The 25,629-nt window shown below is 49.9% G+C and carries 18 protein-coding genes; 17 read left to right on the forward strand and 1 reads right to left on the reverse strand.

Going from position 1 to position 25,629, the window contains the following annotated elements:
- Positions 1 to 29: 29 nt before the first annotated feature.
- Positions 30 to 1,187: an SGNH/GDSL hydrolase family protein gene (locus tag SHK35_RS02135; RefSeq protein ID WP_318703030.1), complete on the reverse strand. Its 1,158-nt coding sequence runs from the start codon at positions 1,185 to 1,187 to the stop codon at positions 30 to 32.
- A gap of 241 nt (positions 1,188 to 1,428) precedes the next feature.
- On the opposite strand from SHK35_RS02135, the gene SHK35_RS02140 reads away from it, so the two are divergent.
- From SHK35_RS02140 to SHK35_RS02220, 17 genes are all read left to right on the forward strand, one after another.
- Positions 1,429 to 1,635, forward strand: coding sequence for a hypothetical protein (locus SHK35_RS02140; RefSeq protein WP_318708344.1), 207 nt, complete (start codon positions 1,429 to 1,431; stop codon positions 1,633 to 1,635).
- Positions 1,598 to 4,621, forward strand: a complete 3,024-nt coding sequence (locus SHK35_RS02145) for a GH25 family lysozyme (RefSeq protein WP_318708346.1) — start codon at positions 1,598 to 1,600, stop codon at positions 4,619 to 4,621. The genes SHK35_RS02140 and SHK35_RS02145 overlap by 38 nt, the downstream gene beginning before the upstream one ends.
- Before the next feature lie 80 nt (positions 4,622 to 4,701).
- Positions 4,702 to 5,784: a dTDP-glucose 4,6-dehydratase gene (gene rfbB / locus SHK35_RS02150; RefSeq protein ID WP_318703032.1), complete on the forward strand. Its 1,083-nt coding sequence runs from the start codon at positions 4,702 to 4,704 to the stop codon at positions 5,782 to 5,784.
- 103 nt (positions 5,785 to 5,887) lie between these two features.
- Positions 5,888 to 6,757, forward strand: a complete 870-nt coding sequence (rfbA, locus tag SHK35_RS02155) for a glucose-1-phosphate thymidylyltransferase RfbA (RefSeq protein WP_318703034.1) — start codon at positions 5,888 to 5,890, stop codon at positions 6,755 to 6,757.
- A complete protein-coding gene (locus SHK35_RS02160) occupies positions 6,747 to 8,054 on the forward strand; it encodes a glycoside hydrolase family 25 protein (RefSeq protein WP_318708348.1) in 1,308 nt (435 codons plus the stop codon). The genes rfbA and SHK35_RS02160 overlap by 11 nt, the downstream gene beginning before the upstream one ends.
- Positions 8,055 to 8,220: 166 nt before the next feature.
- Positions 8,221 to 8,772, forward strand: coding sequence for a dTDP-4-dehydrorhamnose 3,5-epimerase (gene rfbC / locus SHK35_RS02165; RefSeq protein ID WP_318703036.1), 552 nt, complete (start codon positions 8,221 to 8,223; stop codon positions 8,770 to 8,772).
- A complete protein-coding gene (locus SHK35_RS02170; protein ID WP_318703037.1) occupies positions 8,742 to 9,785 on the forward strand; it encodes an ABC transporter permease in 1,044 nt (347 codons plus the stop codon). Before rfbC ends, SHK35_RS02170 begins: the two co-directional genes overlap by 31 nt.
- Positions 9,786 to 9,808: 23 nt before the next feature.
- Positions 9,809 to 11,353, forward strand: coding sequence for a DUF6056 family protein (locus SHK35_RS02175; protein WP_318708349.1), 1,545 nt, complete (start codon positions 9,809 to 9,811; stop codon positions 11,351 to 11,353).
- Positions 11,332 to 12,609, forward strand: coding sequence for an ABC transporter ATP-binding protein (locus tag SHK35_RS02180; RefSeq protein ID WP_318703039.1), 1,278 nt, complete (start codon positions 11,332 to 11,334; stop codon positions 12,607 to 12,609). Before SHK35_RS02175 ends, SHK35_RS02180 begins: the two co-directional genes overlap by 22 nt.
- Before the next feature lie 15 nt (positions 12,610 to 12,624).
- The gene (locus SHK35_RS02185; RefSeq protein WP_318708350.1) at positions 12,625 to 14,706 is read left to right on the forward strand and encodes a class I SAM-dependent methyltransferase; all 2,082 of its coding nucleotides are present in this window, start codon (positions 12,625 to 12,627) and stop codon (positions 14,704 to 14,706) included.
- Positions 14,707 to 14,728: 22 nt separating this feature from the next.
- Positions 14,729 to 16,588, forward strand: coding sequence for a glycosyltransferase family 2 protein (locus SHK35_RS02190; protein ID WP_318708351.1), 1,860 nt, complete (start codon positions 14,729 to 14,731; stop codon positions 16,586 to 16,588).
- 20 nt (positions 16,589 to 16,608) lie between these two features.
- The gene (locus tag SHK35_RS02195) at positions 16,609 to 18,717 is read left to right on the forward strand and encodes a glycosyltransferase family 2 protein (protein WP_318708353.1); all 2,109 of its coding nucleotides are present in this window, start codon (positions 16,609 to 16,611) and stop codon (positions 18,715 to 18,717) included.
- A 66-nt stretch (positions 18,718 to 18,783) separates the two neighbouring features.
- Positions 18,784 to 20,505: a phospho-sugar mutase gene (locus SHK35_RS02200; RefSeq protein WP_318708355.1), complete on the forward strand. Its 1,722-nt coding sequence runs from the start codon at positions 18,784 to 18,786 to the stop codon at positions 20,503 to 20,505.
- Positions 20,506 to 20,536: 31 nt separating this feature from the next.
- Complete coding sequence (locus SHK35_RS02205; protein WP_318708357.1) at positions 20,537 to 21,895, forward strand: glycosyltransferase; 1,359 nt, start codon at positions 20,537 to 20,539, stop codon at positions 21,893 to 21,895.
- Positions 21,892 to 22,869, forward strand: a complete 978-nt coding sequence (locus SHK35_RS02210) for a glycosyltransferase family 2 protein (protein ID WP_318708359.1) — start codon at positions 21,892 to 21,894, stop codon at positions 22,867 to 22,869. The genes SHK35_RS02205 and SHK35_RS02210 overlap by 4 nt, the downstream gene beginning before the upstream one ends.
- Before the next feature lie 73 nt (positions 22,870 to 22,942).
- Positions 22,943 to 24,349, forward strand: coding sequence for an undecaprenyl-phosphate glucose phosphotransferase (locus SHK35_RS02215; protein WP_318708361.1), 1,407 nt, complete (start codon positions 22,943 to 22,945; stop codon positions 24,347 to 24,349).
- A 27-nt stretch (positions 24,350 to 24,376) separates the two neighbouring features.
- Entirely contained in the window at positions 24,377 to 25,495 is a 1,119-nt protein-coding gene (locus SHK35_RS02220) for an LCP family protein (RefSeq protein ID WP_318703047.1), read from the forward strand.
- Positions 25,496 to 25,629: the final 134 nt, after the last annotated feature.

Consider the following 25,629-nt stretch of genomic DNA (forward strand, 5'->3'; position numbering starts at 1 on the left):
TAGAAAATAAGGGAAAAAACAGGGAAGGCTCAGCTGCCTTCCCTATTATAGTAATTCAAAGCATATTCGAAGCGTTCCGCAACCCTTCGTCTGCCCTCCACATTCAAATGGAGATTGTCAATGAGGTATTCCTCTGCGTTGTCCTCAGTGATGGTTCCGTATAGGTTGTCCACAAAGGAGACGCTTCGGGTAGCGCAGGAGGCATACTGTCTGATCACATAGGTGGACAAAACATCCTGCCCATAGCGCTGAATATCACTGCTCACATATTCACCCTCTTCATTTATGGCAAAAGCGTAGGTGGGCGACATGACAATAATGCGGATATTGGGATAGGTGGACTGCAAAAGCTCGATTCCAGCCTCCATATTTCCTGTAAACTGCTGAATATCCGTGGAATTCTGGTCGCTGTACATTTCATGCCCCGCAAGATAATCGCTGGCATCATACATAATCACTACCACGTCCACCGTGTTAAAGTCAAGTGTCTTTAAGGTGTTGTATACCTCATCGCCCTCAGGGGGATAATCCTCCCCCATCACCTCCTTGGCCTCCTCATAAAAATAGTCGATGGGCCCTCCCGTGGCAAGAGTGCAGAGCCAGTAAAAATTAAAGGCGTCCATGGGATAATTCTGGGAATCGATCTGGGGTGAAAGGGCCGCCAGATAGCTGCCGCTTACAGAACAGTTATAGACAACCGCTCCGGTGAGCTCTTCAATCATAGCGGCCAGACTGTCCTGAGAATCCCTGTCATCGGCAAAGGGTGCATTTCCAAAGGCTACAATAGTGGTGACGCCGTCATCCACAGGCCCCTCCTCGGTTCCGCCCACCAGCGGAAGAATCTCATCCAGGGTGTCCTCGTAGGTGCCCGGTCCGTCCTTAAAAATTTCTTCCAGATCTACTTCCACACCCCAGTTGAAAAACTTGAACAGGATGCCGCCGAAAAAGACGATCACTGTGAAAATCAGGATCAGGTGCATATTGATGGGAAACCGTTTCTTTTTTAATGGTTCCTCAAAAAACTCATCATCGTCGTATGCCTCTTCCAGCTCTTCAGAGGGCTCCGAATCGTATGGTTCCTCTGAAGAATCCTCTTTTTCCAGATCAATAATTTCAATATCAGGAATGTCATTATCAGAGATAGAAGCAGTGTGAACCTGCTCCCGGTTTTCTTTATTTTGTTTCATATTACCTCATTTCTAAGCGACTTGTCGCGAGGAGGCGACGCAAATGTCAAATTTGCGTCTGCCATCATGGCTATTTGTTTTCGTCCAGAAACAAATAGCCGTGTGAAAAATCAGCACATCAGTGTGATTTTTCACATTACCTCACATTCTGCGATGCTGCTTCCATTTTCAGGGTAAAAAAGTTGTTTTTTATTTTACTATTATGTGGGAGGAAAGTCCAGATTATTAGAAAATTTTAGAAATGTTTAAGTTTTTGAATGGGGCGGTGAGAGAAAATGGAACATTCCGTTCCTGTGAAAATTTAAGAAATTATGAAGAAATGGCTTTCTTGCTTGAAGCTGTGGGTGGGGAATGCTATAATATTACGGAATTGTCAACGGGTGTTTTAAATGTTAGAAAGGGTAGTGTAAATGAAAAGGTTGTTCGGCCATACGAAAAAGCCATATGAAGAATTTGAAGAGGATCGTTCCGACTGGGATGCTGACTGGGATGCCCGGGAGGAAGAGGAGTACGATGCCCAGGAGGAATTAGAGGGCGAAGAAGGGACGTATTACGCCGACGAGGAATATTACGAAGACGAGAATTATTACGGAGACGAGGAAGCAGAAGAGAGCGAATATTACGCAGAGGATGCTGCAGAGGATGATATAGAGGCGTCTGGGTACTATGCAGAGGAGGAATCCGGAGAAGCTGAATATTATGCCCAGGATGACGAGGCAGAGGATGCTGCATATTACATAGAGGAAGAATACCCGGAAGAAGCTGAATATTACCCGGAGGATGATACAGAGCCTTATGAGGCAGAGGAGTATTACCCGGAGGACGACGCAGAAGCCGGATATTACATCGAAGAGGAAGAAAGAAGCGCTTATCATTCCACGGCTGCACCCAAAAAACAGAGGCGTACCGGGAAAAAGGCCGGCCCGGGCGTGCTTTTGGCCGGATTATGGAATCGGTTTCTGGCGATGGGAACCATGGACAAGATCATTACCTCTACAGGGGTGGCAGTCCTGGTGCTTGCCCTGGTGACAGGGAGCATATATGCCAGCGCCCGGATTGCAGACGGCCAGGTGGATGAATTTGTCACCGTGGGAGCCCAGCTGGACGGGATTACCACCATAGGAGAGACCGGTCTTATGGCAGTGGCGGATGCGGAGCTGGCCAGGCTTGCGGCGGCAGGCGTTGTGGAGCAGGAGCAGAATACGGAGTATGATGAGACGGAATACAGCAGACAGGTGACTGTGAAGCTGGAGCTGACCTCCGTGCAAAAGGATTTAAAGGTGAAATTCACCAATGAGGAAACCGGCAAGCTGATTGCCAATGTGCCCTTTTCTGTGACGGTTACAGACCCGGAGGGGGACAGCGAGACCTGGACGGACGACGATATGGATGGCATTATCTATCAAAAGGATATTACGCCCGGCACCTATAAGGTTTCCATCAATGCGCTGACAGATGCCAAATATGCGGATTACACCATCCCCCAGGGAGCACAGTCGGTGGTGGTGAAAAAGGATATTACTTATCAGAAAATAGATGTAAAAAACGAAATTAAGAAGGAATCCGAAGTAGATGCGGCCAAGGAGGACACCAGAAAGAATGAAACGGTGGTGGAATCCTCGCTGCAGGATACGGTGGAATGGGTGGAGAGCACATCCACGGTAAATACTTATACTGAGGTGGCAAAGAGCACTATACCAGACCCGGCTACTTACGCCATGAGCGGCAGCTTTTTAAGAATGGCAACCTACACGGCCAGTGTGTCTCCCTCCAGCAAGACGCTGAAGGTGGGAGAGAGCTTTACAGTTACGGCCCAGTGCCCGGAGGTAAATCTGACCAATGTGACCTGGACCAGCAGCAATCCTGGCGCTGTGAAGGTGGAGGGAAGCGGTGCAAGCGCCACCGTGACGGCTCTTGGCGCCACAAACGGCGCGGTTTTGATCTCCTTTAGCGCAAGCGGAAGCACGGTAAGCGGCAACAACGCGGTGACGGGATTGACGGGAACCTGCAGTGTGACGGTAAGTGACGCGGCGGGCAGCGTGAGTCTGGATCAGTCCTCCATGACCCTGGCCATTGGGGCTCAGGGAACCGCAAAGGCACAGGCCGCAGGATTTACTGCGGGCAAGCAGCTCACTTACAGCGTTTCCTCGAACAGAACGGATATTGCCACGGCGTCGGTGGATGCTTCCGGCAATCTTACCATAAAGGGCGTTGCGGCGGGAGATGCTGTGATTACCCTGACTGTAAACTATACTGGCGGAGCTGCGGCCACGGCTGCCAGCGCTGCGCTCAATGTAAAAGTCACGGGGAATAAGACGATTACTCTGGACAAAACCTCTGCCACGGTTTACCTTACTGCGCCGGTGACCATCAACGCTTCTATCACCAATGCAACCACCCAGAATGCTGTGACGGCGGAGTCCTCGGATACGGGAGTCGCCACTGTATCGGTAAGCGGCAGGGCGGTGACCATCACTGGTGTGAGCGCAGGAAGTGCTGTTATAACGGTGAAGTATTCGGAAAATGGCGAAGAGGTAAAAGCTGCCTGTGCGGTGACCGTAAAGGCCCATCCCAGAGAGGATAAGACAAGCAAGCTGAAGGATTCCAGCGGACAGCAGCTTTATGTTTTGGAAAATAATGCCTACAGAGAAGCGGTTTTTGCGGATTATTATACGGCAGATAAATTTTTTGTGAAGGGCGAGGCGAAGTATACCGGCTGGCAGACGCTGGACGGGAAGGTATATTTCTTTGACGCCTCCGGCAATAAGGTGACGGGAGAGCAGGTGATCCAGGGGGCAAAATACAATTTTGCCAGCGATGGTTCACTTGTGACGGGCTCAGGCACCATGGGAATTGATGTATCAAAATGGAATGGCACCATAGATTGGGAGGCGGTAAAGAATTCAGGGGTATCCTACGTAATTATCCGCTGCGGATACAGGGGCTCTTCCCAGGGCAGTCTGATAGAGGATCCCAAATACGCTGCCAATATTAAGGGCGCCACGGCGGCAGGGCTGAAGGTAGGAGTTTACTTCTTTACCCAGGCGGTGGATGCTGTGGAAGCAGTGGAGGAAGCCTCCATGGTGCTGGAGCTTGTAAAAAATTATAAGATTTCCTATCCTATTTTCCTGGATGTGGAGAGCAGCGGAGGCCGGGCCGACGGCATTGACAAACAGACCAGAACCGAGGTGTGCAAGGCCTTCTGCCAGACCATACAAAACGCGGGATACACGGCGGGGATTTATGCAAACAAAACCTGGCTGACAAGCAAGATAGATACTTCTGCCTTGAGCGCATATAAAATCTGGCTGGCCCAGTATGCCGCAAAGCCCACCTATGAGGGCAGGTATGACCTATGGCAGTATAAATCCACAGGAAGGGTCAGCGGAATCAGTGGAAATGTGGATTTAAATCTCAGTTATCTGGGATACTAAGAAGTGAGATTTTAGTAGCCACGGCAGCAAGGGCTGTGGTAAAATAAGGAAAAGACAAAAAGAGGGACAAGGAGAACAATATGAGGACTTATCTTGTGACCGGAGGAGCAGGCTTTATCGGCTCCAATTATATCCATTATATGTTCCGCAAATACGGGGAAGCTATCCGGATTATCAATGTGGACGCCCTGACTTATGCGGGAAATCTGGAAAATTTAAGAGACGTGGAGGGACGGCCAAACTATACCTTTGTGAAAGCCGACATCTGTGACAAGGAGGCTATCGGCAGAATCTTTGCGGAGAATGAGATCGACAGAGTGGTGCATTTTGCCGCAGAGAGCCATGTGGACAGGAGCATCCGGGACCCGGAGGTGTTTGTGCGCACAAATGTGCTGGGAACCGCTGTTATGCTCAACTGTGCAAAGGCGGCATGGGAGCTGCCTGACGGAAGCTTTAAGGAGGACAAAAAGTTTCTGCATGTGTCTACGGATGAGGTGTACGGTTCTCTGCCGGATGACGACAACGCCTTTTTCTATGAGACAACGCCCTATGATCCCCACAGCCCCTACTCGGCCAGCAAGGCCGGGTCGGATCTGCTGGTAAAGGCATATATGGATACCTACCGCTTCCCGGCCAATATCACAAACTGCTCCAACAATTACGGCCCCTATCAGTTTCCGGAAAAGCTGATTCCCCTGATCATCAACAATGCGCTGCAGGGGAAAAAGCTCCCTGTGTACGGGGATGGCAAAAATGTGCGTGACTGGCTGTATGTGGAGGATCATGCAAAGGCCATTGATATGGTGCAGGAGAAGGGAAGGCTTTTTGAGACCTACAATATCGGGGGACACAACGAGAAGCAGAACATTGAGATTATCCATATCATTATTGACACTCTGCAGGAAATGCTGTCTGATGAGGACCCCAGAAAGGCGCTGGTGAGCAGAGACCTGATCACCTATGTGGAGGACAGAAAGGGACATGACCGCAGATATGCCATTGCGCCGGACAAGATCAGAAAAGAGATCGGCTGGGAACCGGAAACCATGTTTAAGGAGGGCATAAAAAAGACCATACAGTGGTTTTTTGAGCATGAGGATTGGATGAAGAATGTAACAAGCGGCGACTACCAGAAATATTACACGGAGATGTACGGAAAGTAAACAGGAGATCAAAAAATGGGGACGAGCCTCTCGTTCCCATTTGGCGCGTTTACAAAGCCTGTGAAAACAGCGCGATTTCCGTAAACAAGAAGGAGGAAAACCCATGAAAGGAATTATTTTGGCGGGAGGCTCGGGAACCAGACTTTATCCGCTCACAAAGGCAATATCCAAGCAGATTATGCCCGTATATGACAAGCCGATGATTTATTATCCCCTGTCAACCCTGATGCTGGCAGGCATCAGAGAAATTTTGATTATCTCCACTCCCAGGGATTTGCCTGTGTTCCAGGAGCTGTTAAAGGACGGAAGCCAGCTGGGCATGGAATTTTCTTACGCAGTGCAGGAACAGCCAAGAGGGCTTGCGGACGCATTTATTATTGGCGCAGATTTTATCGGAAACGACAGAGTCGCCCTGGTTTTGGGGGACAATATTTTTTATGGACAAAGCTTTACCAAGGTTCTGCGGGAAGTGGCCGCCAGAGAGAAGGGAGCCACAATCTTCGGCTATTATGTGAGAGACCCTAAGGAATACGGCGTGGTGGAGTTTGACGAAAAGGGGAAGGCAATTTCTATCGAGGAAAAGCCGGAGCATCCAAAGAGCAATTACGCAGTGCCGGGGCTGTATTTTTATGACAACGATGTGGTGGAGATCGCCAAAAATGTAAAGCCCTCCGCCAGAGGAGAAATTGAGATCACCAGCATCAACAATACGTATCTGGAGCGGGGAAGCCTCTATGTGGAGACGCTGGGGAGAGGCTTTGCATGGCTGGATACGGGAAATCATGATGCCCTTTTGGATGCGGCGGATTTCGTGGCGGCTTTCCAGAAGCGTCAGGGATTGTATATCTCCTGCATAGAGGAGATTGCTTATAAAAGAGGCTTTATTGACAAGGAACAGCTTCTTTTGCTGGCGGAGCCTTTGATGAAGACCAATTATGGCCAATATTTAGTTGAGGTGGCAAATGGACTCTAAGCTGCGTCGGATGGCTATTTTAGTATCGATGGGAGCGATTCTGCTGATATCTGTGCTGGTATTGTACGCCAACAGGGAAAGCTTTTCTGCCGGAGGACGGGAAACTTTGCAGGATGGCCAGACAGTGCAGAGCAGCCAGACAGTGCAGAGCATCCAGGGGGGCCAGGACGCTCCCCAGGCGCAAAGTGCTCCCGGCGGACAGATCGGGGACGACCTGTCCGCATTTCTGGAGGATGAAACCTTTTTTGACAGGGAAATCAATCCTGTGCTGGAGGCGGCCAGAAATCAGGAAAACCGATTGTCTCTGATGGTGACCTCCGTGGAGAAGGACCTTAGGATACAGATTGTGGACATGGCGGGAGAGCTGGTTTCAGGAGAGAGCTTTTACGTGCGGCTGGACGATTCAGAGGAGTATAAGGATCTGGATCAGGACGGCGTGATTTACATAGGAGGACTCTCTGCGGGGGAATACTATGTAGAGCTGCTCCCCATAGAGGGCTATAAGGTTCCCACAAACGAGACCAGAGTCCGGGTGAAGGATAAGGTGGAATATCTGGCCATTGAGGACATCTCCCTTTTGATCAAGACCGAGGATGAAATTGATGCACAGGCGGAGGACTCCGGTGTTCAGGATGCCATAGAGGATGCGGACAGCACCGAGATCAGGAAGCTGCAGACAGCCACCGGAAATTCAAAAGTGGGGATTGATGTGTCAAAATGGAACGGCGATATTGACTGGGACAAGGTGAAAAACGCAGGGGTGGAGTTTGCCATCGTGCGGGCAGGCTACCGTGGCTCTGTGACGGGAAGCCTTGTGGAGGACCCCTATTTTGAAACGAATATGAAGGGTGCGGCTGCAAGCGGGATTCCGGTGGGCGTGTATTTCTTTACCCAGGCTGTAAATGAGGTGGAGGCTGTTGAGGAAGCGTCCGCTGTGCTCAATCTTGTCCGGGAATACAAAATTGATTACCCTATTTTTATTGATACAGAGAGTGCGGGAGGAAACGGAAGAGCGGACGGGCTGGATGTGGAAACCAGAACCTTGGTCTGCGAGGCTTTCTGCCGCACCATAGAAAATGCCGGATACCGGGCGGGCGTATACGGCAGCCGCAACTGGTATAACAGCTATCTGGAGACGGCGCGCCTGGAAAATTACTGCATCTGGCTTGCGGAGTACAGAAGCATCCCCATTTATCAGGGCTATTATCAAATGTGGCAGTACACCTCTAAGGGCCGTATCGACGGTATCCAGGGAAATGTGGATATGAATGTAAGCTATCTGGGAATTGATGAATAATTGCTTTCGCTCCGGTCTGACCGCAGCGGTACATAAGGCTGCAAAGGACGCAGCCTAAGTGCCGGCGGCCAGACAGGGTCTGCTTATGAAAGATATGGCGGCCGCAATTTGGTCTTAAAATAAATTTTGCAAATGCAGATATACGAGTGGAAATAGGAGGCATGGAATGGGAAAAATTACAGTGGAGGCCTGTGAGATTGAAGGGCTGAAAATTATTACCCCTACAGTGTTCGGCGACGAGAGAGGGTATTTTATGGAAACCTATCATTATGAGGATTACAAGGCGGCTGGCATTGACCGGGTGTTTGTGCAGGACAACCAGTCAGCCTCCAGGAAAGGGGTATTACGGGGACTGCATTTTCAGAAGCAGTTTCCACAGGCCAAGCTGGTGCGGGTCATAAAAGGCCAGGTTTTCGATGTGGCTGTGGATATCAGGCCAGGTTCCGCCACCTATGGAAGGTGGCATGGCGTTTTGCTTTCCGAGGAGAATAAAAAGCAGTTTTTTATTCCTGAAAATTTCGCCCACGGCTTTTTGGTGCTGTCTGACTATGCGGAATTTTGTTATAAATGCACGGATTTTTATCATCCTGACGATGAGGGAGGAATTCTTTATAATGATCCTGACATCGGCGTGGAATGGCCCATCCCGGAGGGGATGGAGCTGATTCTCTCCCAGAAGGACACAAAATGGGGAGGTATTTCACAGCTTCGCCGGTAAATTTGAAAGAGGATGGGCAGTGCAACATGAAGATAAGCAAAAAAGCCGGAATCACTATTTTTAACCTGGCGGGGTTTGCCATGGCAATGATGATTGTGATTCATTATAATCCGGGAGCGGACAGGCAGGAGGAGCTTCTGAAAAAGATCATATCCTGTGTTGTCATTTTGGCCTCCTGCATTATTTTTTCTAAATGGTATGACAAATTCACCTCCTTGCCGGTGGAGCTGTTTCAAAACAGGCATCTGATCTGGAAGCTTGCAAAAAATGACTTTAAAAAGCGTTACGCAGGCTCCTATCTGGGAGCGGTGTGGGCCATGGCCCAGCCTGTGGTGACGGTGCTGATGTATTATGTGGTGTTTGATAAAATATTTGGCAGCAGCGGCCCTGTGCTTCGAAGCGGCGTGGAGGTTCCCTTTGTGCTGTTTCTGACAGCGGGTCTGGTGCCCTGGTTTTATTTCAGCGAGGCATTGAACAATGGCACTAATGCGCTTTTGGAATATAATTATCTGGTGAAGAAGGTGGTGTTTAAGATCAGCATTCTTCCCATCATCAAGGTGATTGCGGCAACCTTCATCCATGTGTTCTTTGTGGGAATTCTTTTGATTGTGGCAATCGCCTATGGCTATTATCCAAGCGTGTACACGCTGCAGCTGTTCTACTACAGTGCCTGTCTGTTTATTTTTGTTCTGGCTTTAAGCTATACAACCTGTGCAGTTGTGGTCTTTTTCAAGGATTTGTCCCAGATTATCAACATTGCATTGCAGATCGGCATGTGGGCCACCCCGATTTTATGGGATATCAACTCTATTCATCAGGACTGGGTGCAGGTTTTGAAGCTGAATCCTCTTGTGTACATTGTAAATGGCTACCGCAGCGCCATCTATGAAAAAGAATGGTTTTTCCAGGATTTCTTCTCCACCATGTATTTTTGGATTGTGACGGTGGTACTGTTTGGAATAGGAGCCCTGGTGTTTAAGCGGCTCAAGGTACACTTTGCAGATGTGCTGTAGCTTTGTGGTTTGGAAGAGGCTTGATGACGGATATGGGAAATTTTTCTAAAAAGCTGAAAAAAATTTTTTTCTGGAAGCCCTCTGTGAGGCTGACTGCTGTTTTCGCTTTGCTTGCACTGGCGCTTTTGCTGGTGCCCTTAGTGCGCATTTCCTTTTATGCGGTGCCTTGGTATGATGATTACAATTATGGAAGCTTTGCCAAAGCGTGGATGGAAATGACGGATTCCCCCTGGGGGGGCTTAAAGGGCGCCCTTTCCTGTGTGAAAACCCAGTGGTATGCCTGGCAGGGAACCTATTCCTCCATTTTTTTTATGGCGTTGATGCCGGGCATATGGGGAGAGGACAAGTATTTTCTCGGGCCCTTATTTCTCTTTGCCCTGCTGCTTACCGGAATCTTTGTTTTGGTAAAGGTTCTGGTGATGGATGTGGCAGGAGGAGACGGGGCCTCCTGTGTGGTTCTGCAGTCGGTGACCGCAGCGGTGGTGATTGTGCTGATCTATTCCTCCCAGGCCGGGTTTTTCTGGTATAATGCGGGAATTCATTATGTAGGGATGCACGCCTTTTGCTTGCTGTTTACCGCCTGCGTGATCAAGCTTCTTCTGGTTTCGGGAAGGCTTAAGCGGATTGCCCTTGTGATCTTAAGCATGCTTCTGGCCCTTCTTGTGGCAGGCAGCAACTATGTGACAGCCTTGCAGGGAGGCCTTTTGCTGTTAAGTGTTGGCGCCGCAGGCATTTTTTGGTATAAAAAGCCCAAGCGGACTCTTCTTTTACTGCCGGCTGTCTGTGTATATGCGGTGGGATTTTACAAAAATGCAGCCGCTCCGGGCAATCAAGTCAGGGCCCGCAGCTATGTGGGCTGGGGGCTTTCCCCTTTGTCCGCTGTGTGGCATTCCTTTCTGGAGGCCTTTGGCCATATGTGGGAGTTTACAGGCTTTATCACCCTTGCGGTTATGGTTCTGCTCCTGCCGGTGATCTGGCAGATGGTAAAAAAATGCAGGATTTCCTTTCATCTGCCGGGGCTGGTGGCAGTCTGGTCCCTTTGCCTGTATGCCACCGGATTTACGTCCAGTCTGTATTCGCTGGGCCATGCGGGGCTTTCCAGAACGTTAAATGCGGTGAAGATCACCTGGCAGCTTCTTTTGATTTTAAACGAGGTATATATTCTTGGGTGGCTTTCGGGCTGTCTGGAAAAAAGAAAGAAGGGATTTGGCAGTCTTCCCTGTTGGTGGTTTTATCCCATCTTAGGGGCGGTTATGCTGGCAATTTTTTCCGTTTCACCGAATCAGGCGGGAAATTATTCTTCTTTCGGGGCCTATTATTACGTGCATACGGGAGAGGCCTATAATTTTTATCAGGAATATCTAAAGCGGGTGGAAATTCTAAAAAGCAGTGAACCGGATGTGGTGCTTTCTCCCTATCATTACAGGCCGTGGCTGCTGTGCATGGGGGATTTGTCCGACGATCCGGACAATGAGGCGAACCGGGCCGTGGCGAACTGGTATGGAAAATCCTCCGTTGTGGTGAAGGATACAAAAGGAGCGAGCGCATGGAACAGAATGTTGCCATAGAGGTCAGGGATGTCAAAAAGATATATAAGCTTTACGACAAGCCCCAGGACCGGATGAAGGAAGCCTTTGGCTTTGGAAAAAAGAAGATTCACAAGCTGCACTATGCCCTAAACGGCGTGAGCCTTAACATCTACAGAGGGGAGACCGTGGGGATTATCGGCACCAACGGCTCCGGAAAATCTACCATCCTGAAAATCATTACCGGGGTGTTAAACCCTACCCAAGGACAGGTTCAGGTAAACGGGCGGATATCGGCCCTTCTGGAGCTGGGGGCCGGGTTTAACATGGAGTATAACGGCATTGAAAATGTGTACTTAAACGGCACCATGATGGGCTTTTCCGAGAAGGAAATTGATGAGAAGCTTCCGGGAATACTGGAATTTGCAGATATCGGGGATTATGTCTATCAGCCGGTGAAAACCTATTCCAGCGGAATGTTTGTGCGGCTGGCCTTTGCGGTGGCTATCAACATTGATCCGGAGATACTGATCGTGGACGAGGCTCTTTCCGTAGGGGATGTATTTTTCCAGGCCAAGTGCTACCACAAGTTTGAAGAATTTAAGGAGATGGGCAAGACCATCGTGTTTGTGAGCCATGATTTAAGCAGTATCAGCAAGTACTGTGACAGAGTATTTCTCTTAAACAGGGGAAGCCTCTTGGGAGAGGGGTCGCCCAAGGAGATGATCGACGCTTACAAACGGGTGCTTGTGGGCCAGTATGAGGCGGTGGAGAAAAATCAGGAGCTTTTGGAGGATGACGACGTAAGGAGGGCGGCCCAGGCTGCTTCCAGGGGAGAAAATCCCCATCTGCTGGAATATGGCACAAAGCAGGCCGAAATTGTGGAATACTATATTACAGACGACCAGGGTGTGCGGACAACGGCTGTGATCAAGGGAACGACGTTTACGCTGCACATGAAGGTAAAATTCAGGGATGCGATCCCGGCGCCCATTTTTGCTTTTTCTTTTAAAAATGTTACGGGCACGGAGATCACCGGCACCAATTCCATGATCGAGAAGTCCTTTTTAGACAGTGTGGAGGCGGGAGCGGTGAAGGAGGTCTCCTTTACCCAGAAAATGAGCCTGCAGGGAGGGGAGTATCTCTTGTCCCTGGGAGTGACCGGGTACAATAAGGATGTCTTTGAGGTCTATCACAGACTGTATGACGCCCTGAATGTGACAGTGGTATCCGATAAGAACACGGTGGGCTTTTATGATATGGATTCTAAGGTTGCGGTAACGGACAGTGAGGAGTAGGAAGAGGATTTGAGTTTGGAAAAGACAGAACAGATCGGAAGGATTACATTGGATTACAGCAGATATACAGGGGAGGACCTGTACTGTGACGGCGCGGTGGAGGATGAACTGCTCTCCATTGTGCAGAATTTCCCGCCTGAGGAATACGGAGCGAAGATTGAGGAGAAAAAGAGCTGGCCGATTCTCTACCACCTTTCTCCTCTGCGGGAGAATATTGTGGACTGGCTCCCAATGGATGAGAATGCAAAGGTGCTGGAGGTGGGAAGCGGCTGCGGCGCCGTTACCGGAGCCCTTGCCCGCAAATGCGGCCATGTGACCTGTGTGGATTTGTCTAAAAAGCGAAGTCTGATCAACGCATACCGGCATAAGGAATGCGAAAACGTCACCATCCATGTGGGGAATTTTAAGGATATAGAGCCAGACCTGCCGGGGGATTATGATTATATCTTCCTGATCGGAGTGTTTGAATACGGACAAAGCTATATGGGAACGGAAACGCCCTACGAGGATTTTCTGCGGATTCTCATGCCTCATCTGGCCAAAGGGGGCAGAATTGTCATTGCCATAGAGAATAAATATGGGCTTAAATATTTTGCGGGCTGCAGGGAGGACCATCTGGGAACCTATTTTTCCGGCATTGAAAATTATTCCCAGGGCGGCGGGGTGCGCACCTTCAGCAGACGGGGGCTGGAGCAGATTTTTAGACGCTGCGGCGTAAAGGAGGCTCATTTTTACTATCCCTATCCCGACTATAAATTCATGACCGCTCTCTACAGTGACGCATATCTGCCGGGCAAGGGAGAGCTGTGCAATAATCTGCGTAATTTTGACAGAGACAGGATGCTGCTGTTTCAGGAGAAGGACGCCTTTGACGGTATTGTGGAGGACGGACTGTTTTCCGTGTTTTCCAATTCCTATGAGGTAGTGATCGGCCCGGAGATCTCTGTGAAATATGTAAAATATTCCAATGACCGGGCACCGGAGTATGCTGTAAAAACCCAGATCAGCCGCAGCAGGGGAGAGAAGGCAGTGCGGAAGTATCCCTTAAGCCAAAGGGCGGCGGAGCATGTGCGGGGAATGGCGGCGGCCTGTGAAAGCCTGACGAAGCGCTATGAGGGCGGAAAACTTTCCATCAATGAATGTACTCTGAAGGAGGATGGGGAGCTTTGCGCGGAATTTGCCTTTGTGGACGGGGTGCCGCTCTCAGAGCATATGGACAAATATCTGGAGCGGGACGATCTGGAGGGATTTTATGAATGCTTTTTGGAATATCTGGATCGGATCGGCTACCACAGTGAATATCCGGTGTCGGATTTTGATCTGGTATTTTCCAATATATTGGTAAATGGGGATACGTGGACGCTGATCGACTATGAGTGGACCTTTGGGAAGCCAATTCCTGCCAGAGAGCTGGCCTTCCGGGCTGTGTACTGCTATCTTTTAGAGGATAAAAGGAGGGAAAAGCTGGATATATCCAGAGTCCTGCAGCTGCTTCACATCACAGAGGAGGAGGCGGAGGACTTAAAGCGTCAGGAAATGGATTTCCAGAGCTTTGTCACAGGAAAGCGCGCTTCCATGGCCAAGCTGCGGGAGCTGATGGGACGGCGCATCATGGTGCCCCAGAAGTGGATAGACCGGTATCAGGATTCTGAGGCGGTAAACCGGGTGCAGATTTATGAAGATAAGGGAACAGGCTATCGCGAGGAGGATTCCTACTTTGTGAGAGAGGCCTATCAGGGAGAAAACCTGATCGAGTTTTCCATCCCGGTAAGCAAAGACGTGAAGATGCTGCGCATCGATCCGGCTATGGATTACTGTATGGTTAAGATTATGGGCATGACCTTTAACGGGCAGCGGGTGCCCTTAGAGCGCCGGGGGGTGCTTGTTGTCAACGGACGGATTGCAAAGCCGGCAGACAGGGAGGATAAGGATCAGGGTCCTTGCATTGTATTTCCCACCACCGATCCCAATATCAACATTCGAGTAAGCGCTTTGGAGGCCGGGGAGGAGAATCTGCTTTCCGTGCGTATGGAGATTGTGCGGCTTTCGAGGCAGATGGCCTCTGATCTGGCGGGGGCAGTAAAGCGGCTGCTATAGTCCGGGGCAAAGGAGCGAGGATTTGAGCATAAAGAGTCTGGCAAAGAATATGCTGACAAAACGGGAAAATAAAAAATATGAGCGTCTCCTGGCAAAAAGGCGTATGACCTATGAGCAGTGGTGTGAAGGGCAGACATTTTTTTCTCCGGAGACCTCAGGGGAAGAGTCTCCCTTTGTGCTTGTTTGCTCTGAAGGGGGGACGCCGGATAAAGGTGCTGATGCTCTTCTTGGGGCGTATTTTAAAGGTCATCCAGAGGCGCAGGTGCTTTACGGCGACGAGGATGTGTGGGAGACGCCCCCCGGGGGTCCCAGACACAGTCCCTGGTTCAAGCCGGACTGGTCTCCGGATTTGTTTGACAGTCTTTTTTATTTCGGAGGTCTGACTGCCGTGCGCAGAAGGCTTTATGAGCAGGCGGCAGCCCTTTGCGGGGAGCCGGTGGATGAGAGGACGCTTGTCAAAACCTGCGTGGAGCTGGCGGGAGGCTATGAAAGAGGCTGCAGGTCCATAGCACATATTCCCCAGGTGCTGTTTCACTGGGAGAGCAGGGAGGCTATGCTGGAGTGTCAAAAGGAGCCTGATACTGCCGGAAAGGAAGACGCGCTCCACGGGGCAGACACAACAGGCACAATAGACGAAAAGCCTTTTGTCTCTGCGGTGATCTGCTCCAAGGATCATCCCCAGCTCCTTGGGCGCTGCCTGAAGGCCCTGGAAAGGGCGGGGACGGGGACTAAGCTGGAAGTGATTGTGGTGGACAACGGCAGCAGCCCTGAGAACAGGCGGTATCTGGAGCAGATGCTTTCAGAGCATACCTACCTGTATCAGCCCATGGAATTTGATTTTTCCAGCATGTGCAACCTGGGTGCAGAAAGGGCAAGGGGAAAATTCCTGCTTTTTTTAAATGACGATGTGGAGCTGTGCGGGGAGGACTGCCTTGGGCAAATGGCTCTCAGCGCAGGAAAGCCTTATGTCGGCGCGGTTGGAATCAAGCTGTATTACCCTGATTCGGTGCGCATCCAGCATGCGGGCATCGTCAACCTTCCCATGGGCCCGGTGCACAAGCTGCAGTTTCTTGAGGATACGCAGGACTATTATTTTGGCTGGAACAAAAGAACTGTGAACGTGCTGGCGGTGACGGCGGCCTGCCTGATGGTGGAACGGGAAAAATTCTGTCTGGCGGGAGGATTTTCTCCCCGGCTTAAGGTGGCCTTCAACGATGTGGAGCTTGGCTTTAAGCTCTGGGAGCTGGGGTATTTTAATGTGTGCCGAAACGATTTATATGCTTATCATCACGAATCCTTAAGCCGGGGGGACGATGAGACAAAGGAAAAGCTGAACCGGCTCCTTAAGGAGCGGGCGCTTTTGTATGAAATGCACCCGGCGCTTTTGGGGGAGGACCCCTTTTATTCCGTCCATTTAAGCCGCCAGGGATTAGATACCCGCATCCGCCCGGCCTTTGAGACTGCAGGAAACAAGATGCAGGAGGAAAGGGGAACGGCGAAAAGGGCAAGGCTTGGGGGCTTTCGTGAGGATTCCTGCCTGCTTTTTCGGGTAGAATCCTGCGAACAGGGGATTCTTCAGGGCTACGGCGTGGTGCTGGGGGATGACAATTCCTGCTATGAGAGATATCTTTTGTTTGAGGATCAGAAGGGAGCCTTGTTTTTCCAAAAGACGAAGGGACAGTACAGACCGGATCTTGTGGAAAATATGCCGGATCAGAACTGGGTAGGTCTGTGCGGCTTCTGGCTTAAGGTTTCCGAAGAAAACCTGCCCCGGGGAATCTACCGGGTTGGAATGGCGGCAAAAAATACAGTCACAAAAACCAAATTGCTTTGGTGGAGTCTTCGCACGATAGAGATAGGGGAAGGCGGAGAAAATAGATAAAGGAAGGCATGGAACGGAATATGTCAGATGCAGAAAACAAAATGTCAGGGGAAGCAAACCAGGGGGAGGATTCTTACAGAGAGGCCTATGAGAGAGAGCATTTAAAATGCGCGGACTTGGCTGCCCGGATTGCCGATCTGGAGGCCAGATGCGAGGAGCTTAACTGGAAGATAGACCGCATTCAGAAGAATCCCCTGTGGAAGGCCAGCAAGCCTGCAAGGAAGGCAGTGCACTGGGTCATCCGGCAAAAGGACAGACTGTCCAACTGTGGAGGCCCTAAAGGAGTGCTTCACAAGCTGGATTATAAGAAAAGAGAAAAAAAGGCTATGCGCCAATTTGGTACGGAGAGCTTTCCGGATCAGGCCCAGGCGGCAAAAGAGAGGGAGACGGTTTTTCCCAGAATGATAAAATTCAGCATTCTGGTGCCGTTGTACAATACCCCCAGAGAATTTCTGACCCAGATGCTGGATTCTGTGATGAACCAGACCTACACAAACTGGGAGCTGTGCCTGGCGGACGGCTCCGACGGGGACCATTCCTATGTGGGGGAGGTCTGCCTGGAATACAAAAAACAGGCCCAGGAAAAGAAGCTTGGAACCATTGTGTACAGCAAGCTGCCAAAGAACGAAGGAATCGCCGGAAATACCAACGCCTGTCTGAAGCTGGCCACCGGAGAATATATCGGCCTGTTTGACCACGACGACATTCTCCATCCTTCCGTGCTCTATGAATATGCAAAGGCGGTGAACGAACAGGGGGCCGACTATCTGTATTGCGATGAGACCACCTTTAAGAGCGGCGACATTAATAAGATGCTCACCATGCACTTTAAGCCGGATTATGCGCCGGACAATCTGAGAGCCAACAATTATATCTGCCATTTCAGTGTCTTTGCCAGAAAGCTTTTGGATGGAAATGAATTGTTCCGCTCCAAGTTTGACGGCAGCCAGGATCACGATATGATTTTAAGGCTTACCGACAATGCCAAAAAAATCGTCCATGTGCCCAGGCTGATGTATTATTGGAGGAGCCATTCTGGCAGTGTGGCCTCTGGGATTGAGGCAAAGCCCTACGCTATAGAGGCGGCAAAGGGGGCTGTGGCGGAGCACCTGAGAAAGCATGGTTTTTCCCATTTTCAGATCATCAGCACCAGGGCCTTTGAAACTATCTTCCGCATACGCTATCAGATTATTGGCAGTCCCAGGATATCCATCATAATCGCCAACAAAGATCATGTGGCAGATTTAAGGAGATGCGTAAGCTCCATTTTGGAAAAGTCTACCTATGATAATTATGAGATTATCATTGTAGAGAACAACAGCAGGGAGAATGAGACCTGGGAGTACTACAGTGAGCTCTTGGGGTATCCTTATCTGGAGACTGCAAAAAAGATGACGGTGTGCGGCCGGGACGGCGGCATACTGCATGGGGAAAAGAATGGGCATACTGCAGACACACCCCAGATCAGTGTGGTCACCTACAGCGGGGAATTCAACTATTCTGCGGTGAATAATCTGGGCGTCTCTTATGCGGAGGGGGATTATATTCTCTTGTTGAATAATGATACGGAGGTCATTACTGTCAACTGGATGGAGGAGCTGCTCATGTATGCCCAGCGCCAGGATGTGGGGGCTGTAGGAGCAAAGCTTTATTATGGAGACAAGACCATACAGCATGCGGGAGTGGTCATCGGTCTGGGAGCCCACAGGACTGCGGGACATACCCATTATAAGCAGCATCGGCAGAATCTGGGGTATATGGGACGGCTCTGCTATGCCCAGGATGTGTCTGCGGTGACGGGAGCCTGCCTGCTGGTAAAGAAGAGCCTGTATCAGGAGGCTGGAGGTCTGGATGAGGGCTTTGCCGTATCCTTAAACGACGTGGACTTTTGCCTGAAGCTGCGGCAGAAGGGGCTTTTGAACGTTTTTACACCCTTTGCAGAGCTGTTTCACTATGAGTCCGTCTCCAGAGGGCTGGACGACAGCGGGGAGAAGGCCGCGCGCTACGACAGAGAGTCTGAAAGATTCCGGCAGAAATGGAAGGAGGTTCTGGCAAAGGGAGACCCTTACTACAATCCCAACTTTTCTCTGGACCGCAGTGATTTTTCCCTGAAAGTGAAGGATGCGTAAAATCCTGTGGATAAATAGGGATGGATGTGATAAAATATTCTGTAGAAAGAAGAGGAGGATACGCAAATGAGTTATATGGATGAATTCAACTTCTGGCTGGAGGACGACTACTTTGATCAGGACACCAAAAACGAGCTTTTGGCGATCCGGGATAACGAGAAGGAAATCGAGGAAAGGTTTTATAAGGAGCTTGAATTTGGCACCGGAGGGCTGCGGGGCATCATCGGCGCAGGAACCAACCGCATGAACCTGTACACGGTGAGAAAGGCGACCCAGGGCCTGGCAAACTATATCTTAAAACAAGGAACCGGCAAAAAGGGCGTTGCCATCGCTTATGATTCCCGCCGGATGTCTCCTGAGTTTGCAGATGCGGCGGCACTCTGCCTTGGGGCAAACGGCATCAAGGCTTATGTTTTCGAGTCCTTAAGACCTACGCCGGAGCTTTCCTTCGCGCTGCGCACTCTTGGGTGCACCGCGGGCATTGTGGTGACTGCAAGCCATAATCCTCCCGAATATAACGGATACAAGGTATACTGGGAGGACGGCGCCCAGGTTACCGCTCCGAGGGACCGGGAGATTATTGAAGAGGTGCAGGCCATCAAGGATTACCATACGGTAAAGACAATGGACAAGGAAGCTGCGCTGAAGGCCGGGCTGTATCAGGTGATCGGCAGCGAAATCGACGACAAGTACATGGAGGAGCTGAAAAAGCAGATTATTCATCCCGAAGTGATTCAGGAGATGGCAGACCACATCCGGATTGTGTATACTCCTTTGTGCGGAACCGGAAATGTGCCTGTCAGAAGAATTTTGTCCGAACTTGGCTTCCGTCATGTGTTTGTGGTGCCTGAGCAGGAAAAGCCGGACCCCGACTTTACCACTTTGGATTATCCAAACCCGGAAGACCCCAAAGCCTTTACATATGCGCTGCGTCTGGCAAAGGAAAAGGATGCGGATATTGTGCTGGCTACCGATCCGGATGCAGACCGTCTGGGCGTATATGCAAAGAACAAGGAGACTGGAGAATACGTGGCCTTTACCGGCAATATGTCCGGTATGCTGATTGCAGAGTATATTCTGCGTGAGAAAACCGCTATGAAAACTATGCCGGAAAATCCGGCTCTGGTTACCACGATTGTGACCACCAACATGACAAAGCCTATTACAGAAGCTTATCATGTGAAGCTGATCGAGGTGCTCACGGGCTTTAAATTCATCGGTGAACAGATCAAGCTCTTTGAGCAGACGGGCAGCAACAATTATGTGTTTGGCTTAGAGGAAAGCTATGGCTGTCTGGCCGGCACCCACGCAAGGGACAAGGATGCGGTGGTTGCGGTAATGTGTCTGTGTGAGGTGGCTGCATACTGCAAGAAGCAGGGAAAGACCCTGTGGGATATGATGCTGGATCTGTATGAGAAGTACGGCTATTTCAAGGAGACTCAGTACACCATCACCTTAAAAGGCATAGACGGCTCCAGACAGATTGCCCAGATCATGGATAAGCTGCGCGAGAATCCGCCCAAGGCCTTTGGGGACTTGAAGGTGTTAAAATTCAGGGATTATGAGACGGATCGCATTGTGGATATGGAAACGGGCGCAGAGACCACAACAGGGCTGCCAAAGTCCAATGTTTTGTACTTTGAGCTTCCCGACGACGCATGGTGCTGTGCGCGCCCGTCGGGCACTGAGCCCAAGATTAAATTCTATATGGGCGTAAAGGGCACAAGCCTGGAGGATGCGGACAAAAAGGTGGCAAAGCTCACGGAGGATCTGAAGGCATTGCTTTAATTTGAGGCTGCTTGTTGTGCGCGGAGGATCGATGGGAAGGATAAATGGCTCCAATCTGAAAAAAGCATTCTGGTATCTCAGGAGAAATGGTTTTAAAAACACTTGTTATGCAATCTGCGAGCGCTTGGGGGAGCGGGAAAGCTATGTGTATTCTTCTGTGAACAGCGAAACCCTCAGGCGGCAGCGGGAACGGGCGGAGGAATATTCCGCCCGTTTCAGCATTGTAGTGCCCGCCTACCGCACCAGAGAACCCTACCTGAGGGCAATGCTGGATTCTGTGCAAAACCAAAGCTACCCCAAATGGGAGCTGATTTTGGCGGACGCCACGGAGGATGACAGCGTGGCCCGGGTTGTGAAGGACTACAGGGATGAACGGGTGCGCTATGTGCGTCTTTTGCAGAATCGGGGAATTTCCGAAAACACCAATCAGGCGCTTGGGCTGGTGCGTTTTCCCTATACGGCCCTTTTAGACCACGACGATGTGCTGTCTCCCGACGCTTTGTTTGAAATGGCGCAGAAAATTGCAGAGGAAGAAAATAGAGGAAGAAAGGTTAAGCTTCTTTACTCCGACGAGGATAAATGCGACGGAGAACAGACCCGCTATTTTGAGCCAAATCAAAAGGAAGATTTTAATCTGGATTTGCTTTTGAGCAATAATTACATCTGTCATTTTTTGGTAATGGAAAGCAGACTGATAAAAGAGCTGGGATTCCGGAAAGAATATGATGGAGCACAGGACTTTGACCTGGTGCTGCGGGCGGTGGGAAGGCTGCTTGGAGACGAGAGCCAGATTGCCCATATCCCCAAGGTGCTTTACCATTGGCGGTGCCATGAGGCTTCTACAGCGCAGAATCCCAGGAGCAAGCAGTATGCTTATGAGGCGGGCCAAAGAGCGGTACAGGATTTTGTGGATTGTCAGGGCTGGCAGGCCCGGGCCGTGCATTTAAAGCATTTGGGCTTTTATGATCTGGAATACCAGGCTCCTATCTTTCAGGTGAGAAAGGATGTGGGCGCAGTGGGGGGGAAGCTCATCAGCCGTGGAAGAATCGCCGGGGGCCGTCTTTTGGAGGACGGGCGGCTGCTTTACGAGGGGCTGCCTGCAGCGTACAGCGGAAGGCTGAATGGAGCCTGTCTGCAGCAGGACGCCTATGGAGTGGATATCCGGCTGATTCAGGTGAGGAAGGAGTGCAGAGAGCTGTTTGAGCAGGCAGTGGGGGTTCCCTATGTTTCTCTGCCGGGAGAGGAAACCTTTGACGCGTCCACCCTTCCCGGAGATATAGATATCCCAAGGGCCAGCCTGGCCTTTGGAAGGGCTATGAAGGAAGCGGGGTTCCGCATCCTGTGGCAGCCGTCTTTTTGTAGAAAAATAAGAGAGGCCGGTAAGGAATGAAAAAAATAACGGTTGTGATTCCAAATTACAACGGCATTCAATATATGGAAGCCTGCTTGCAGGCTCTGTATGAGCAGAATGCGGACACGCCTCCCTTTGAGGTGCTGGTGGTGGATAACGGCTCCACGGACGAAAGTCCTGAAATGATAGAAAGGAGGTTTCCCCAGACGAAGCTTATTCGTCTGAAGGAGAACACGGGCTTCTGCCATGCGGTGAACGTGGGAATCTCAAGCTGCAGCAGCCCTTATGTGATTCTTTTAAACAATGACACAAAGGCAGCGCCTGATTTTGTGAAGTCTCTTTATGAGGCTGTTTCCAAAAGAAAACGCTGCTTTTCTGTGAGCGCCCAAATGCTTATGTGGGATAAACCGAACCTGGTGGACGACGCGGGAGACAGATACTGCGCCTTGGGGTGGGCTTTTGGCAGAGGAAAGGGAAAGCCTGCGGAGAAATTCTCAAAGCCGGTGGAAATTTTTGCGGCCTGCGGGGGAGCCGCTATCTACAGCCGGCCGGTGCTTGAAAAAATTGGTCTGTTTGATGAAAATCATTTTGCTTATCTGGAGGATATTGACATTGGATACCGGGCCCGGATTTTTGGCTACAGAAGCTATTATGAGCCAAAGGCAAAGGTGCTTCATTATGGCAGCGCCTCCACAGGTTCCAGGTATAATGCCAAAAAGACAACCCTTGCCTCCGCCAACAGCGTATATTTGATCGCCAAGAATATGCCCTTGCTGCAGCAGATGGTGAATCTGCCATTTTTTTTGCTGGGATTTTTGGTAAAAACACTCTTTTTTTGTAAAAAAAGAATGGGCATACTATATGTGAAGGGACTGTGCCGGGGCATAAAGCTTTCTTTTTCAGAGGAAGGCAGAGCAAAAAAAATACCCTTCCGCAGGGAAAACCTGGGCAGCTATTTTGCCATACAATGGCAATTATATGCCAATCTCATTCGAATTATTATGAAAACTTAAGAATTGGCTTCATAAATTCTTAAGTTGAGATTTTTGTAAGTTTCATGTAAAATGAGTTTCAGGTGCATAAACTATGATAAAAGATAACCAGAAGGTATTTAATCGTCTGCTGACCATAATGGATGCGGCTCTCACGGCGGTTTCGCTGATACTCGCCTACATCATTAAATTTTATATTTTAAACGATGGTCCCGGTGTGGGCGTGCTTCCCATCGGCGATTATATTATGCTTTTGGTTTTTATCGTGCCGGGATATATTTTTCTTTATTATCGGTGCGGCGTCTATGCGCCAAAGAGAACTGTCAGAAGACGCTACGAGATTTACGGGATTGTAAAGGCAAATACCATCGGGTTAGCCGCTCTGATTATCATACTTTATATGATTATCCGGGAAATCAACTTTTCTCGTTCCGTAATGGCTTTTTTTTATGTACTGAATGTTTTTCTGACGGCTTCGGCCCGGATTGTGCTGCGAAAATCCCTTCAAACCATACGCAGCAAGGGCTACAATCTGAAGCATATTCTGTTAGTGGGGTATTCCCGGGCAGCGGAGGAATATATTGACAGAATTTTGGACAATCCCCAGTGGGGGTATGTTGTCTGCGGCATTCTGGATGACCATATTCCAAGCGGCACCCTCTATAAGGGGGTCAAGGTTTTGGGAAGCACGGGAAACCTGGAGATTATTCTGCCGGAGAATAAGCTGGATGAAATTGCGATTACCCTGTCCTTAAAGGATTATGATCTGTTAGAGAGCATTGTGGGCATCTGTGAAAAATCAGGAGTGCACACAAAATTTATTCCCGACTACAACAAATTGATACCCACCAGACCCTACACTGAGGATTTGATGGGGCTTCCTGTGATCAATATCCGGTATGTGCCGTTGACCAATACGGGAAATATTGTCACAAAGCGGATTATGGATATTGTGGGCTCCCTTGTGGGGATCATTTTAACATCTCCTATCATGCTGGCGGCAGCTGTTTTAGTGAAGCTTGGCAGTCCGGGACCGGTTATCTTTAAGCAGGAGAGGGTGGGACTTCACAACAAATCCTTCTATATGTATAAATTCCGAAGCATGGAGCAGCAGCCTCCCGGGGAGGAGAAAAAGGCATGGACCGTAAAGAACGATCCAAGGGTGACAGGAATCGGCAGATTCTTAAGACGCACCAGCTTAGATGAGCTGCCCCAGCTGTTCAACATTTTAAAAGGTGATATGAGTCTTGTGGGACCAAGACCGGAGAGGCCTCTGTTTGTGGAAAAATTCAGAGAGGAAATTCCCCGCTATATGGTAAAGCATCAGGTGAGGCCCGGGCTGACGGGCTGGGCGCAGGTAAACGGACTGCGCGGCGACACTTCCATACGCAAGCGTATTGAGTATGATATTTACTATATAGAAAACTGGACCATAGGATTTGATATAAAAATTATTTTTATGACCTTTTTTACGGGTTTTATCAACAAAAACGCATATTAAACCATGCGAAGTAAGGAGAAAAGCATTATGGCAGCAAATTCCAATCAAAAGAGAACCTCAGGAGCCGGAACCAGAAGAAAGATGACGGCGAAGGAGTATCGGGCCAGAAAAAGAAAGAAATACATTATCTTTGCAGTGGAGCTTATTGTAATTCTGGCTATGGTGGCCATCCTTTATGTGGTGATGACCCAGGCCAGCGAGGGACCCAAGGTGACGGTGCTTGAGCCGGAGCAGCTGGAGATTCCCGAGGAGGTCGAAACAAACGAGACCATGAAGGGCTATATGAACGTCGCTCTTTTCGGTGTGGACGCCCAGACCGACAGCGAGCTGTATAAGGGCAGCAACAGCGACAGTATCATGATAGCCAGCATCAATATGGATACCGGAGACATTAAGCTGGTCAGCGTTTACCGGGATACCTTCCTGAATGTGGGAACGGATTATTACCGCAAGTGTAATTATGCTTATGCCGCAGGCGGCGCGGAGCAGGCGGTAAAAATGCTGAACATGAACCTGGATCTGGATATCACCAATTTTGTTACGGTGGGCTACAAGGGCCTGCGGGAGGTGATCGACGGATTGGGAGGCGTATATATTGAGGTGGATTCCGAGGAGCTGAAGCATATCAATAACTATCAGATCGGAATTTCAGAGGTTCTTCAGTGCGACTACACGCCTGTGACGGAAACGGGCTATCAGCTTTTAGACGGCCTGCAGGCCACCGCCTACTGCCGTATTCGTTATACCGCAGGAAATGACTTTAAGCGTGCGGCCCGCCAGCGTGAGGTGATTATGGCCATTGAGGAGCAGGCGAAAAAGACTGATCTGGCTACTCTCACAAAGGTGTTTAACGATGCCATTGACGATATTTACACCAGCCTGGATTCCGGAGATATTCTGGATCTCTTAGGAAATATTGCAAATTACCGCATTGTGGATCAGGGAGGCTTCCCTGAGGAGAGCATGCGCACCACCGCAAACATCGGAGCCAAGGGAAGCAGCGTCATTCCTATGGATTTGGAGGCCAATGTGGTCTGGCTGCATCAGTTTTTATTTGAAGATGAATCCTATACCGTGACGGATAGTGTGCGGGAGTACAGCAGAATGATAGAGGAGGAGACCTCCCCCTATATCAATAAGCAGTAAAGGCAGATAATAAACCGTATTGGGCAATGAAGCCGGTGAAGGCGGTCTTTTTGGCCCAATGCGGTTTTTCTTGTATTTATTTTCGGATTCCAGTATAATGGCAGAGAGATTACACTCTTACAGGAACTGGCGTG

It is taken from the genome of Candidatus Acetatifactor stercoripullorum, from assembly GCF_944382095.1.
Lineage (GTDB): Bacteria > Bacillota > Clostridia > Lachnospirales > Lachnospiraceae > Acetatifactor > Acetatifactor stercoripullorum.